Origin of the sequence: Microbacterium sp. CSI-V, from assembly GCF_001984105.1 — a bacterium.
Lineage (GTDB): Bacteria > Actinomycetota > Actinomycetes > Actinomycetales > Microbacteriaceae > Microbacterium.
Window position 1 is genome coordinate 18,737 of sequence record NZ_MTQM01000006.1, and the last position, 12,303, is coordinate 31,039.

11 protein-coding genes are annotated in these 12,303 nt (G+C 70.5%); 10 read left to right on the forward strand and 1 reads right to left on the reverse strand.

Annotated elements, in window-relative coordinates; genetic code table 11:
- Positions 1-11: 11 nt before the first annotated feature.
- Positions 12-1,103, reverse strand: coding sequence for a polyprenyl synthetase family protein (locus tag CSIV_RS02620; protein ID WP_077049880.1), 1,092 nt, complete (start codon positions 1,101-1,103; stop codon positions 12-14).
- A 64-nt stretch (positions 1,104-1,167) separates the two neighbouring features.
- Here CSIV_RS02620 and CSIV_RS02625 point away from each other — a divergent pair, with 64 nt between their 5' ends.
- The 10 genes from CSIV_RS02625 (at position 1,168) to CSIV_RS02670 (ending at position 12,224) form a co-directional block, all read left to right on the forward strand.
- Positions 1,168-1,554 (forward strand): DUF3040 domain-containing protein, encoded by a 387-nt coding sequence (locus tag CSIV_RS02625; protein ID WP_077049881.1) that lies wholly within the window; start codon positions 1,168-1,170, stop codon positions 1,552-1,554.
- A 299-nt stretch (positions 1,555-1,853) separates the two neighbouring features.
- Positions 1,854-2,285, forward strand: coding sequence for a division/cell wall cluster transcriptional repressor MraZ (mraZ, locus tag CSIV_RS02630; protein ID WP_076490712.1), 432 nt, complete (start codon positions 1,854-1,856; stop codon positions 2,283-2,285).
- A gap of 96 nt (positions 2,286-2,381) precedes the next feature.
- Positions 2,382-3,335 (forward strand): 16S rRNA (cytosine(1402)-N(4))-methyltransferase RsmH, encoded by a 954-nt coding sequence (rsmH, locus tag CSIV_RS02635; RefSeq protein WP_077049882.1) that lies wholly within the window; start codon positions 2,382-2,384, stop codon positions 3,333-3,335.
- Entirely contained in the window at positions 3,332-3,952 is a 621-nt protein-coding gene (locus tag CSIV_RS02640; protein ID WP_077049883.1) for a hypothetical protein, read from the forward strand. The genes rsmH and CSIV_RS02640 overlap by 4 nt, the downstream gene beginning before the upstream one ends.
- A gap of 4 nt (positions 3,953-3,956) precedes the next feature.
- Positions 3,957-5,753 (forward strand): peptidoglycan D,D-transpeptidase FtsI family protein, encoded by a 1,797-nt coding sequence (locus CSIV_RS02645; protein WP_077049884.1) that lies wholly within the window; start codon positions 3,957-3,959, stop codon positions 5,751-5,753.
- Between the two features lie 52 nt (positions 5,754-5,805).
- Positions 5,806-7,218, forward strand: coding sequence for a UDP-N-acetylmuramoyl-tripeptide--D-alanyl-D-alanine ligase (locus CSIV_RS02650; protein WP_077049885.1), 1,413 nt, complete (start codon positions 5,806-5,808; stop codon positions 7,216-7,218).
- Positions 7,215-8,321, forward strand: a complete 1,107-nt coding sequence (gene mraY / locus CSIV_RS02655; RefSeq protein ID WP_077049886.1) for a phospho-N-acetylmuramoyl-pentapeptide-transferase — start codon at positions 7,215-7,217, stop codon at positions 8,319-8,321. The genes CSIV_RS02650 and mraY overlap by 4 nt, the downstream gene beginning before the upstream one ends.
- Entirely contained in the window at positions 8,318-9,838 is a 1,521-nt protein-coding gene (murD, locus tag CSIV_RS02660; protein ID WP_077049887.1) for a UDP-N-acetylmuramoyl-L-alanine--D-glutamate ligase, read from the forward strand. The genes mraY and murD overlap by 4 nt, the downstream gene beginning before the upstream one ends.
- A gap of 17 nt (positions 9,839-9,855) precedes the next feature.
- Positions 9,856-11,094: a putative lipid II flippase FtsW gene (gene ftsW, locus CSIV_RS02665; RefSeq protein ID WP_077049888.1), complete on the forward strand. Its 1,239-nt coding sequence runs from the start codon at positions 9,856-9,858 to the stop codon at positions 11,092-11,094.
- A gap of 56 nt (positions 11,095-11,150) precedes the next feature.
- Positions 11,151-12,224: a UDP-N-acetylglucosamine--N-acetylmuramyl-(pentapeptide) pyrophosphoryl-undecaprenol N-acetylglucosamine transferase gene (locus CSIV_RS02670; RefSeq protein ID WP_077049889.1), complete on the forward strand. Its 1,074-nt coding sequence runs from the start codon at positions 11,151-11,153 to the stop codon at positions 12,222-12,224.
- Positions 12,225-12,303: the final 79 nt, after the last annotated feature.

Below are 12,303 nucleotides of genomic sequence, written 5' to 3' on the forward strand. Positions count from 1 at the left end.
CGTCGACCGCGTCAGGACGTGCGACGCGTCGCGGCGCGGGCGAGTTCCCGGAGCTCCGCGACGGCTTCCCGGCCCAGGTGCGCCCCGTCGAGAGCGGCTTCGGCCTGACGCTCGTACTCGGCGATGAGCTCCTCGGTGCGTTCGAGCGCACCCGTGTCCACGATCGTCTGCTGCAGGTCGCCGATGCGCCCGGCATCCAGGGTCCGGTCCCCGAGCAGGGCGTCGAGCTGCGCGCGGCGCTCGACGGACAGCGCCTGGCGGGCGTACGCGACGAGGACGGTGCGCTTGCCTTCGCGCAGATCGTCGCCCGAGGGCTTGCCGGTCACCGCGCTGTCGCCGAACACTCCCAGGACGTCGTCGCGCAGCTGGAACGCCATGCCGATGTCGTGCCCGAACCGTCCGAGCGCGTCGAGCTGGGCGTCGTCGGCGCCCGCGAGAGCGGCTCCGATCTGCAGCGGTTTCTGGATGCTGTAACGCGCCGACTTGTAGGACGCGACGCGCAGCGCACGATCGGCGTGGTCGTCGTCGTCGTGGACGGCGTACGCGGACTCCTCCGCGACGTCGAGGAACTGCCCGATAGTGACATCCCGACGCATGTCCGCGTACTGTCGCCGGGTCGCCGGGGCCGTGGCGAGGTCGGCGAGGGATTCCTCGAGCAGGTCGTCGCTCCATGCGACGAGCAGGTCGCCCAGCAGGATCGCCGCGGAACGGCCGAATGCCTCGGGATCGCCGGCCCAGTGCGCGTCGACATGGGCGGCCTGCAGGGCACGATGCGCCGCGGGCTGTCCACGCCGCGTGTCCGAATTGTCGATCAGGTCGTCGTGGACGAGGGCCGCCGCCTGGAACACCTCGAGGGCCGCCGCGACTCCGACGGCGGCGGTGTCCGGAGCCGTCGTGGCGCCCGAGGAGACCTCGTCGACGGCACGGCGACCGGTCAGCAGGAAGCGGGCGCGCAGGCGCTTGCCGCCCCGAAGGGCAGAGGCCCCGGCGCGGGCCATCTTCTCGGCCTCGGACCCCAGCGCGGAGGCGTACGATATCTGTTCAGACACGAACTTGTCGAGTCGCTGAGAAACGGCTTCGATCGGTTCCGGGGAGGTCGACACGGGCCTAGCCTAGTGATCCACGCCCCGCGTAGAATCGAACGTACTGAGCAATAGAGGGGGACGCATGCCACTCTCCGAACAGGAGCAGCGTCTGCTGGACGAGATGGAACGCCATCTCATGAGTAACGACGCCGACGTCGTCACCGCTCCGAGTCGCGCGCTCAGTTATCGCAACATCGTCCTCGGATCGATCCTCGTGCTCGCCGGTCTCGGCGCCCTCATCGCGGGCGTCTCGATCGGGTTCAACACGGGCGTCCTCGGTATCGCGGTGGGTGTGGTCGGCTTCCTGGTGATGGTCGGCGGCGTGGTCTTCGCCGTCACTCCCACGCGCAGCTCTTCGCGACTCCCGTCGGCCCGCGCCGCCTCGGGTGCGCGTGCCCCCCGCGCGTCGGGTGCCTCCTTCATGGATCGCATGAACGATCGGTGGGACCGCCGCAACGAAGGGCACTGACCCTCCTCCTCGCTTCACCTGAACACCGGCTCTTCGGAGCCGGTGTTTTTTTGCGTCCGCGGTGACCGCCGCGAGCGGCGTGAGAATCGCTCCCTTTCCCTCCACTCGGGGGCCCGCTCGTGTCGCGCGCGATCGGATGCCGCGGATCGACGCGGATGTCGGACCCCGCCGTCGAGCGGGGCAAGACCATACACGTCATGGATTCCCCGCGGAAGACCCGCATTTTGATGGCGAAGTGGAGGGCAGTGGAGTAAAGTGGGGGAAACTTCGCAGGCCGGACGAAGGGGGTGGACGCCCGAATGCTGCTCGGCACGCACACTCCCAAGCTCGACGACAAAGGGCGCGTCATCCTGCCCGCGAAGTTCCGTGACGATCTCGGAGCCGGAGTGGTGATCACCCGGGGGCAGGACCGCTGCCTCTACGTGTTCAGCACCGAGGAGTTCGAGCGCGTGCACGAGCGGATCCGCGAGGCTCCGCTCAGCAACAAGCAGGCCCGCGACTTCCTGCGCATGTTCCTCTCCGGGGCCAGCGCGGAGAAGCCCGACGGGCAGAACCGCATCACCGTCCCCCCGGCGCTGCGCGCGTACGCCGGCCTCGATCGGGAATTGGTCGTCACCGGTGTCGGCGCCCACGCCGAGATCTGGGACGCCACGGCCTGGAACGCCTACGCCGAGAGCAATGAAGAGACCTACGCCGAGATGGAGCAGGAGGTGATCCCGGGACTGTTCTGATCGCGGGCTGTGATTCCCAGCCGCACGCCCTGACGCACTTCCCCGGCGCCAGGTCGAGCGGATGGGGATCAGAGCCCGCGACCTCCCCCCGTCATCATGGACATCCGCGACATTCACACCCCCGTCCTGCTCGAGCGCTGCGCCGAGCTGCTCGGCCCGGCCCTCCAGCGCGAGGGAGCCGTCTTCGTCGATGCCACCCTCGGTATGGGCGGCCACTCCGAAGCGTTCCTCGAGCGGTTCCCGACCGCCCGTCTGATCGGCCTGGACCGCGACACCGACGCCCTGCGCATCGCGGGGGAGCGGCTGGCCCGGTTCGAAGGCCGTACGACGTTCGTGCACACCGTCTACGACGGCATCGCGGATGCCGTGGCCTCGGCGGGCGTCGACAAGGTCGACGGCATCCTGTTCGACCTGGGGGTGTCCTCGCTCCAGCTCGACGAAGCCGCGCGCGGGTTCGCCTACGCGCAGGACGCCCCGCTGGACATGCGCATGGACCAGACCTCCGGCGTCACCGCCGCCGAGGTGCTCGCGACGTACGGCGAGGGCGACCTCCGCCGCATCTTCGAGCGCTACGGGGAAGAGAAACTGGCGGGGCGCTACGCCCGGGCGATCATCGCCGCGCGGCAGCAGGCGCCGCTGGAGCGTTCGGGCCAGTTGGTCGACGTGCTCCAGGCGGCGACGCCGGCCGCGGTGCTGCGGGAACGGCATCCCGCCAAACGCGTCTTCCAGGCCCTGCGCATCGAGGTCAACGCCGAACTGTCGGTGCTCGAACGCGCGATCCCGGCGGCCCTGAGCGTCCTCGGCGTCGGGGGGCGCATCGTCGTGCTGTCCTACCAGTCGCTCGAGGACCGCCTGGTCAAGCGGGTGTTCGCCGAGGCGTCGGCATCCACCGCTCCTCGCGGCCTGCCGGTCGAACTCCCCGAGCACGCCCCCAAGTTCCGGCTGCTCGTGCGCGGCGCCGAACTCGCCGGCGATGAAGAACGCGCCGCCAACCCGCGTGCCACCCCCGTGCGTCTGCGTGCGGCCGAGAGGATCCAGGAGGACGCATGAGCGCTCCCCAGACCATCGACGCGGCGTTCCTTCCGGAGTTCCCCGTCCCCGTCCGCGAGCCCCGACGGCTCCACGCGGTCGACGCGCCCGCGCGTCGACGTGTGCCGCGACGCGCCTTCGGCGTCATCGCGGTGCTCGGCGCGGTCCTGATCGCGCTCGTGCAGATGGGGCTGTCGATCCTCACCACGCAGAGCTCGTTCGAGATCTCGTCGCTCACCCAGCAGCAGCGGGACCTCACATACCAGAAGCAGATCCTCTACGACGAGGTCGCCGGGCTGAACTCGCCCCAGTACCTCGCCGCGAACGCCGCCGCGCTCGGGATGGTGATCGACGAGACGCCGACCTACCTGCGACTGAGCGACGGTGCCGTCATCGGCGCCGGCAAGCCCGCCGAGGGCGCGTCCTCCGTGGACGCCATCGGTCGCGGGTCCGTTCGCAACGCCCTCATCGCGGGGGTCCCCCTCGTGACCGACCCGCAGCAGGCCGCGGGGCCCGCGACCGACGCCACGACCGACGCCACGACCGCTGACGCGGCCACCGATGCGACGGCTCCGGCGACCGGATCCGCGACACCCCCGCCGATCAGCGACGGTCTGCCGACGCCCGCGACACGATAAGCCCATGACGACGACGCTTTCCCGCTCCCCGCGACGTCGCACGGTGGTGGCCCTCTCGGTCGTGCTGATCGTGCTCATCGCCTTCGTCGTCCGACTGGTCGACATCCAGGTCGTGAACGCCCGCGAGCACGTGGACGAATCGCTGGCCATGGGCCTGCAGAACTCCCGCGTCGAGTACGCCTCGCGGGGGTCCATCGTCGACGAGAACGGCGTCACGCTCGCGTCGAGCGTGCACCGCTACGACGTCCAGGTCGACCCGATGCTCGCCGCTCAGGGGCTGGTCTCCCGCGACGACGACGGCACGACCCGCGTCGAGGCCACGTGGCCCGACCTGGCCGCGAAGATCGCCGACGTCCTCGGTGAGGATCCCGCGGCGGTCGAGAAGGTCGTGACGGATGCCGTGGCCGCCGACCCCGCCTCGCGCTACGCGATCATCGCGAAGGACGTCTCCACCGAGCAGTACCGAGGTCTCGCCGACCTCGGGCTGCCGTTCCTGGTGTTCCCGCCCAAGGCGGGGCGGGTGTATCCCGACGGCGCGGTCGGCGGCAACCTGCTCGGGTTCGTCGGCGGCGACGGGCAGGCGCTCGCCGGGCTCGAACTCGCCGACGATTCCTGCCTCGCCTCCCAGGACGGCAAGGTCGTGTTCCAGCAGGGCCGCGACGGCGTCGTGCTGCCCGGCACCGAGGTGCAGACCGAGCCCGCCGTCGACGGCGGAACCCTCAAGCTCACGATCGACCGCGATCTGCAGTGGTACATGGGCCAGCTCATCGCCGAGCAGGTGCAGAACACCGGCGCGGTCCGCGGCGCGATCACCGTTGTCGAGGCCAAGACGGGCAAGGTCCGGGCCCTCGCCGAGTACCCGACCGTCGACCCCAACGATCCGACCGCGACTCCTGAGGACGAGCGCGGCAGCTGGACGTTCACCGATCCCGTCGAGCCGGGCTCGACGTTCAAGGCGCTCACCGCGGCGATCGGACTGGACAGCGGGTCGTTCGCCGAGGGGACCACCGTCACGGCATCCTCGAGCGAGACGCTCCGCGGCGGCGCCCGGGTCACCGACGCCTTCGCTCACGGCGCGAACAACTACACCTTGACCGGCGTGCTCATCGACTCCTCGAACGTCGGCATCTCCAAGTTCGCCGAGATGATCCCCGCCCAGACGCGCTTCGACTACCTGCAGAAGTTCGGCATCGGCTCGACCACGGCGATCGACTTCCCGGGCGAGTCCGCCGGCATCCTGCATCCCGTGGGCGACTGGGGTGACCAGACGTTCTACAACACCGCGTTCGGTCAGGGCCTCGCCGTGACCATCCCGCAGCTCGTCAGCGCCTACCAGACGATTGCGAACGGGGGAGTGCGCGTGCCGCTCTCGCTCGTGGAGAGCTGCACGGCCGCGGACGGCACCGTCACCGACGTGCCCTCGACCGAGGGCCAGCGCGTCGTGTCGGCCGACACCGCCACGAAGGTGTCGCAGATGCTCGAGAACGTCGCGACGCAGGGCACCCTCGCGTCCCAGGTGAGCATCCCCGGGTACCGCGTCGCGATCAAGACCGGTACCGGTGAGAAGACCGACCCCGCCACCGGTGCGTACAAGCCCGACGCCTACTTCACCACCATGATCGGCTTCGCGCCCGCCGACGACCCGCAGTACATCGTCTCGGTCAACCTCGACGAACCGCGGACGGTAAAGTCGTCTGCGGCCACGGCCCCCGCCTTCCAGAAGGCACTCACCCAGGTGCTCAAGAACTACCGGGTGATCCCGTCCGGAACCACTTCCCCCGAACTGCCCAAGTTCGGCTGACACGCCGGATGCCGGTCTCCTCCCGACACGGAAAGGGCGTCCGTACACAGCAATGATCTCCACCAGCCTCTCCCACATCGCCTCCGTGCTCGGCGGCCGCCTCGTGCTCCGCGGCGACGACACCCCCGAGACCACCGTCAGCGGACTGGTCGACACCGATTCGCGGCTCATCGAACCCGGCGGGATCTTCGTCGCCAAGCCCGGCGAGACCACCGACGGCCACCTCTTCGTCCCCGCCGCGATCGAGCGGGGCGCGGTGCTGGCCCTGGTCGAACGCGAGCTCGACCAGCCGGTCAGTCAGGTCGTCGTGCCGGATGTCGTCGAGGCCCTGGGCGAGCTCGCCCGCGACGTCGTCGCGCGCGTGCGCGCCACCGGGAACCTCCGCATCGTCGGCATCACCGGCTCCAACGGCAAGACGACGACGAAGAACCTCCTCGCGCGCATCCTCGAGGACGAGGGCTCCACCGTCGCTCCGCGCGCCTCGTTCAACAACGAGGTCGGCGCGCCGTTGACGATGCTGCGCGTCACCGACGACACGCGCTTCCTCGTGAGCGAGTTCGGTGCGAGCGCTCCGGGCGCCATCGCCCGGCTCGCCGGTCTCGTCCCCCCCGATATCGGGGTGGTGCTCATGGTGGGCATGGCGCACGCCGGCGGCTTCGGCGGAATCGAATCGACCTTCCACGCCAAAAGCGAACTCGTGCGCGCGACCCGCGAGGGCGGCCTCGCCGTGCTCAACGCGGACGATCCGCGCGTCGCCGCGATGGAGCCCCTCGCCCGCGAACGCGGCCAGGAGGTGCGCTGGTTCGGTCGGGGCGAGCGGGCTCAGGTGCGTGCCCTCGACGTCGAGGTCTCGGCATCCGGCGCGCGCGCTCAGCTGGTCGTCGACGGCGAGGAGCACACGCTCGAGCTGCGGGTCCTGGGCGAGCACCACGTCATGAACGCCCTCGCCGCGATCGCCGCCGCCACGGCGCTGGGCGTCACGGCGGAGGAGGCGATCGCGCGCCTGTCGACCGTCGAGCTCGCCGAGCGGTGGCGCATGCAGCCCCTCGGGTCCGAGCGCGTACGCATCATCAACGACGCCTACAACGCCAGCCCAGACTCGATGTCCGCGGCTCTGCGCACGCTCGCCCAGATCACCGGGCCCGATGAGCGCACGGTCGCGGTGCTCGGCGCGATGAGCGAGCTCGGCGAGTACGCCGACGAGGAGCACGACCGCGTCGGTCTGCTGGCGGTGCGTCTGCGCATCCAGCGGATCGTCGTCATCGGACAGGACGCTCGACGCATGTACCTCGAGGCGATCTCCCAGGGATCCTGGGACGGCGAGGCCGTCTTCTTCGCGGATGCCGACGCGGCCTACGACTACCTCCGGGACGAGCTCCGCGACGGCGATCGCGTGCTGGTGAAGTCCTCCAACTCCGCAGGGCTCCGGTTCCTCGGCGACCGTCTGGGAGAATCGTTCGCGTGAGATCACTTCTGACATCGGCGGGGATCTCTCTGGCCTTCACGCTCTTCCTCACTCCGGTGTTCCTGCGGGGCTTCCGGAAGTGGGGCTGGGGACAGGTCATCCGCACGCCCGAGAACGTGCACAACCCCTCGCACGGGGCCAAGCGCGGCACGCCCACGATGGGCGGCACGATCTTCATCCTCGGCACCATCGTCGGCTACCTCATCGGGGCGTACGCGGGCAACAACCCGCCGACCGTGTCGGGCCTGCTGGTGCTGTGGCTCATGCTGGGCTTCGGAGTCGTCGGATTCATCGACGACTACATGAAGGTCCGGTTCCAGAACAGCCTGGGGCTCTCAGGGTGGCGCAAGATCGCCGGGCAGGTCATCGTCACCGTCCCGTTCGCGATCGTCGCCCTCAACTTCCCCAACGCCTTCGGGCAGACGCCCGCGTCGCAGTACGTCTCGATCTTCCGTGACATCCAGGTGCTCTCGCTCTTCGCGCTGGGTCCGATCGTCGGATGGCTGCTGTACCTGGCGTGGATCTCGCTCATCGGCACCGCGGCATCCAATTCGGTCAACGTCGCCGACGGACTCGACGGTCTCGCCGCCGGCTCGGGCATCTTCGTCGTGGGCGCCTACAGCCTCATGGCCTTCTGGCAGAACAAGCAGATGTGCGCCGATGTGCTCGAACCCGCCGTCCAGGCCGGATGCTATGCCGTCCGCGACCCGTTCGACCTCGCGATCGTCTCGGCCTCGTTCGTCGGCGCGCTCGTCGGATTCCTGTGGTGGAACGCTCCCAAGGCGAAGGTCTTCATGGGCGACTGCGGCTCGATGGCGATCGGCGGCGTGATCGCCGCGATGGCGATCCTGACGCGCACCGAGCTGCTGCTCGTCCTCATCGCCGGTGTGTACGTGATCGCCTCCGGATCGGTGATCCTGCAGCGCATCTACTTCAAGATCACGCGCGGGAAGCGGCTCTTCCTCATGAGTCCGCTGCACCACCACCTCGAGATGCGCGGGTGGCCCGAGGTGACGATCGTCGTGCGCATGTGGATCATCGCGGGCCTGCTCGCCGTGTCGGGCGTCGGCTTCTTCTACGTCGAATGGCTGGCCCGGGTATGAGCGCCGAGCGGGTGGCATCCCTGCACAGCTGGTACGCCGAGTGGCGGGGCCTGAAGGTCGCCGTGCTGGGCCTGTCGGTGACCGGTTTCTCCGCCGCGGACACGCTCGCGGAGCTCGGCGCCGACGTGCTCGTCGTCACGGAGAAGGCCGACCCGGAGTACGCGCGCCTGCTGCCCGTCATCGGCGCGGAACTGCACGTGGGTCCGCTTCGCACCGTGCCGGACGCGCTCGCGGGCTTCGGGCCCGATGTCGTCCTCGCTTCGCCCGGCTTCCCCCCGTCGCACCCGCTCATCGTCTGGGCGCAGGAGAGCGGCATCCCCGTGTGGGGCGACGTCGAGCTGGCGTGGCGCGTGCGCGACAAGGTCGTGCGGCCCGACGGGCGTCCGGCGGACTGGGTCCTGATCACGGGGACCAACGGCAAGACCACGACCACGCGGTTGACGGCCGAGATGCTCGTCGCCGGGGGGCTGCGGGCCGTCCCGGTCGGCAACATCGGCACGCCCGTCCTCGACGCGATCCGCGACCCCGCGGGGTTCGACGTGCTCGTCGTGGAGCTCTCGAGTCATCAGCTCTGGTACCTCAACCTCCAGTCCGGGCCCGAGGCGCTGTCGCCGCACGCCGCGGTCTGCCTCAACCTCGCCGACGATCACCTCGAGTGGCACGGGAGCTTCGCGGCGTACCGCGACGCCAAGGCCGGTGTGTACGCCCGCACGCGCGTCGCCTGCGTCTACAACAAGGCCGACGTCGCCACCCGCGAGATGGTCGAGGAGGCCGAGGTCGTGGAAGGGGCGCGAGCCATCGGGTTCGACCTCGGCGTCCCGGGTCCGAGCGACCTCGGCGTCGTCGACGGCATCCTGGTCGACCGCGCATTCCTCGAGGAGCGTGCGACCTCGGCGCTCGAACTGACGACGGTCGCGGACCTCGCCGAGCAGGGACTCTCCGCTCCGCACGTCGTGTCGAACATCCTCGCGGCGTCCGCGCTCGCCCGATCCCTGGGTGTGGCTCCCGCCGACATCCACGACGCCCTGGATCGCTTCCGGCTGGATCCCCACCGCATCCAGGTCGTCGCGGCGCATCGCGGTGTCACGTGGGTCGACGACTCCAAGGCGACCAACCCGCACGCCGCGGGGTCGTCGCTCGCGGCGTACCCTGGTGCGGTGTGGGTCGTCGGCGGGCTGCTGAAGGGCGTCGACGTCGCCGACCTCGTGCGGGCGCGCGGGGCGGGTACGCGCGCCGCGATCGTGATCGGCACGGAGCGGGGCGAGATCGTCGCCGCGTTCGAGCGACACGCGCCCGCGGTTCCGCTGTTCGAGGTGGACCACACCGAGACTGAAGACGTCATGGCACGGGTCGTCGAACTGGCGGCCGACGTGGCCCGGGACGGAGACACCGTGCTCCTGGCTCCCGCGGCGGCGTCGTTCGATCAGTTCGCCTCCTACTCCGACCGCGGTGAGCGTTTCGCCCGGGCGGTGCGGGAGTGGATCGCGGGCCAGGACGAGGGATCGGCCCGAACGTAGGACGAGGGGAACACCGCGTGACCACCACCGCACCCCCGCCCCGTCAGGCCCCCGAGGACGAACCCGCCCGCAGGGGACTGGCCGCACGCGTCTCCCTCGGGCGGGCGTTCCAGCCGGTGCCGAGCGAGTTCCTGCTCATCGCCTCCGCGGCGCTGCTGCTCACCGGATTCGGACTGGTGATGGTGCTGTCCGCGACCTCCGCGCTCGACGGAGGTCAGAACCCGTTCGACCACGTCCTCAAGCAGGGCATCTTCGCCGTCGTCGGCATCCCGCTCATGTTCGTCCTCAGCCGCGCGCCGATGCAGTTCTGGAAACGCATCGCCTGGCCGACGCTGATCCTGGCCACGATGTTCCAGCTGCTGGTGTACGTCCCCGGGCTCGGCATCGCCTCGTACGGAAACCGCAACTGGGTGCAGATCGCCGGGTTCCAGTTCCAGCCGGCCGAGTTCCTCAAGCTCGCCCTGGCGTTGTGGATGGGCGCGGTGCTCTATCGCAAGCGCCGCCTGCTGACCTCGTGGAAGCACGTGTTCATCCCCGTCGTGCCCGTCGCGGTGCTCGTCATCGGCACCGTGCTCGGTGGGAAAGACCTCGGCACCGTGATGATCCTCGTGCTCGTGGTGCTCGGGGCGCTGTTCTTCGCGGGGATCAAGCTGCGCATGTTCATCGTCCCCGCGGTGCTGTCGGTCGTCGTGGTCCTCGCCTCCGCGTTCGGCAGCGAGAACCGCATGGCGCGCATCGCCAGCCTCTTCGACCCGGACGACGCCTCCTGCTACTACACGTCCTGCTATCAGTCGCTCCACGGCGTGTGGGGTCTGGCCAGCGGCGGAGTCCTGGGCCTGGGCCTGGGCAACTCGAAAGAGAAGTACGACTGGCTTCCCGCGGCCGCGAACGACTACATCTTCGCGATCATCGGCGAAGAGCTCGGGCTCATCGGATGCCTCGTCGTGCTGACCCTGTTCGCGTTGTTCGCCGTCGGCGCGTTCCACATCATCCGTCGGACCGACGACTCCTTCGTCCGGATCGTGGCCGGCGCGATCACGCTGTGGATCGTCGGCCAGGCTCTGGTGAACATCGGCGTGGTCCTGCGCATCTTCCCGGTGTTGGGCGTGCCCCTGCCGTTCATGTCGCAGGGCGGCACGTCGCTGCTGTCCGTGCTCATCGCGTGCGGTGTGCTGCTCTCGTGCGCCCGGACGCTGCCCGACCGCCGCGCGATGCCCACGCCCCCGGCGCGGACGCCCGCGCGGCGCCGCCGCTGAGTTCTGCGCCGCCGGTGCGGTGCGACCGGTGGCGTCCCGCTGGTTAGGGTCGAAGGGTGACGACCACGCTTCTGGCCGGCGGCGGGACCGCCGGCCATGTGAACCCCCTGCTCGCCGTGGCCGACGGACTCCGCGCCCGTGATCCCGACGGCGAGGTGCTCGTGCTCGGCACCCGCGAGGGGCTCGAGGCGCGCCTCGTCCCGTTGCGCGGGTACGAGCTCCTCTTCGTCGACAAGGTGCCGTTCCCGCGCCGACCCGACCGCGCGGCCGCGGCCTTCCCCTCCCGTTTCCGCCGCGCGATCGCGCAGGTGCGGCGCGTCATCCGCGAGCGCGGCGTCGACGCCGTCGTCGGATTCGGCGGCTACGCGTCGGCGCCGGCGTACGTGGCGGCGCGCTGGGAGCGCATCCCGTTCGTCGTGCACGAGGCCAACGCGCGCCCCGGGCTCGCGAACGTGTTGGGCGCCCGGGCGGCGGCCGGGGTGGGGGTGGCGTTCGAGGGGACGCCGTTGCGCGGCGCGCGCGTCGTCGGCATGCCGCTCCGCCGCGAGATCGTCGACCTCGACCGCGCTGCCCGGCGTGGCGAGGCGGCCGCGCACTTCGGACTGGATGCCACGGCCCCCACGCTCCTCGTCTTCGGCGGGTCGCTCGGGTCGCAGCGCCTGAACGAGGCGTTCGGCGGGGCGTGGCGCGATGTGCTCGACGCCGGCTGGCAGCTGCTGCACGTCACCGGCGAGAAGTCCGACCTCGCCGATCCGGGCGTGCCCGGCTACGCGCTCGTGCGCTACGTCGACCGCATGGATCTCGCGTTCGCCCTCGCGGATTTCATCGTGTCCCGTTCGGGTGCGGCCACGGTGAGCGAGATCAGTGCCCTCGGGATCCCCGCCGTCTACGTGCCGTACGCGGTCGGCAACGGCGAGCAGAGCCTGAACGCCGCGGCCGCCGTGCGCGCGGGCGCCGCACGCCTCATCCCCGACGCGGAGTTCACCGCCGACCGTGTCCGGGCCGAGATCGTCCCGCTCCTCCGCGACGGCGACCGGCGGGATGCCATGCGCGCCGCTGCGGCGCGGACGGGGACGCGCGCGGGCACCGAGAACGTCATCGCCCTCCTCGACGCCGCCCTCGCCCGCTGACCTCGCCCCCGGCTCCTCCGCATCCGGCACGCCCGACGCGCACGCTCGACCCCCGGGCGCGCCGGGGCCGAGCCGTCGC

What these genes read in the sequence shown, in the direction of transcription:
- CSIV_RS02625 (WP_077049881.1), top strand. Translation starts at nt 1,168, where the DNA reads ATGCCACTCTCCGAACAGGAGCAGCGTCTGCTGGACGAGATGGAACGC.
- mraZ (WP_076490712.1), top strand. Translation starts at nt 1,854, where the DNA reads ATGCTGCTCGGCACGCACACTCCCAAGCTCGACGACAAAGGGCGCGTC.
- rsmH (WP_077049882.1), top strand. Translation starts at nt 2,382, where the DNA reads ATGGACATCCGCGACATTCACACCCCCGTCCTGCTCGAGCGCTGCGCC.
- CSIV_RS02640 (WP_077049883.1), top strand. Translation starts at nt 3,332, where the DNA reads ATGAGCGCTCCCCAGACCATCGACGCGGCGTTCCTTCCGGAGTTCCCC.
- CSIV_RS02645 (WP_077049884.1), top strand. Translation starts at nt 3,957, where the DNA reads ATGACGACGACGCTTTCCCGCTCCCCGCGACGTCGCACGGTGGTGGCC.
- CSIV_RS02650 (WP_077049885.1), top strand. Translation starts at nt 5,806, where the DNA reads ATGATCTCCACCAGCCTCTCCCACATCGCCTCCGTGCTCGGCGGCCGC.
- murD (WP_077049887.1), top strand. Translation starts at nt 8,318, where the DNA reads ATGAGCGCCGAGCGGGTGGCATCCCTGCACAGCTGGTACGCCGAGTGG.